The organism is Dellaglioa sp. CoH-56-MRSF-13 (assembly GCF_056782095.1).
Genome location: NZ_JBXAYC010000030.1, coordinates 1 through 663, shown reverse-complemented (window position 1 = coordinate 663; position 663 = coordinate 1). Strand labels below are relative to the sequence as shown.

Below are 663 nucleotides of genomic sequence, written 5' to 3'. Positions count from 1 at the left end.
GCCGGTGCCCATCAGCTTGTGAACTACCACGGCACCCAGCGCAATACGCGTTTCGCGATCATCCACATTGATTGGGGTGAGGTCCAGAGGGTCTGCGAAACCTGCGATCTCATACTTTCCGCCGCTGACCTTACCGTATACGACCAGCACATCACCGACAGTGCTGCCCGGATACGTCGAGAACATCACGCCGCCAATCTTCTTGCCAAGATCGCCCTCCGCGCGGCGATCGACCACCTCGTCGCCAATCGTGAGCCCGTAGCGTGCTTCGAGAACGTCTACGGCATCCCATTCGGTGCCACGGCTCGTCTTCTGTGCCTTGTTCGGCTTGACTAGCGCCGCAGGATCGACGTTGTGAACGATACGACCTTCTGACTTGAGACGCGCAATGCCGCCATCCGTGGCGTTGGCGATACTGAGCGGAGTTCCGGGCTCCTGCGCCAGCGTGACGCCCTTTTCGCCAATGCTGTCGATGATGAACAGGCCTTCGACAGCACCGTGTCCACGGCCGACCTCGGTAACATGGCCCCGATCGACGAGAACCACATCCCCCAGCTTGTGGCCATGCTTGGAGAGCGAGCGTTTCACTTTCTTGAACACGCGATCAACGTCCTGTGCCGTGCCATCAGCAATCGAGGCCTCGGCCTTAACGTCTTGCGCTGC

Annotated in this window: 1 protein-coding gene; it reads right to left on the bottom strand. The window is 59.9% G+C overall.

All coding sequences use genetic code 11. From position 1 onward, the window contains the following. Positions 1 to 663, bottom strand: a 663-nt coding sequence (locus tag AC1RP1_RS07680) for a hypothetical protein (RefSeq protein WP_481762670.1), incomplete at both ends; no start/stop codon positions are given.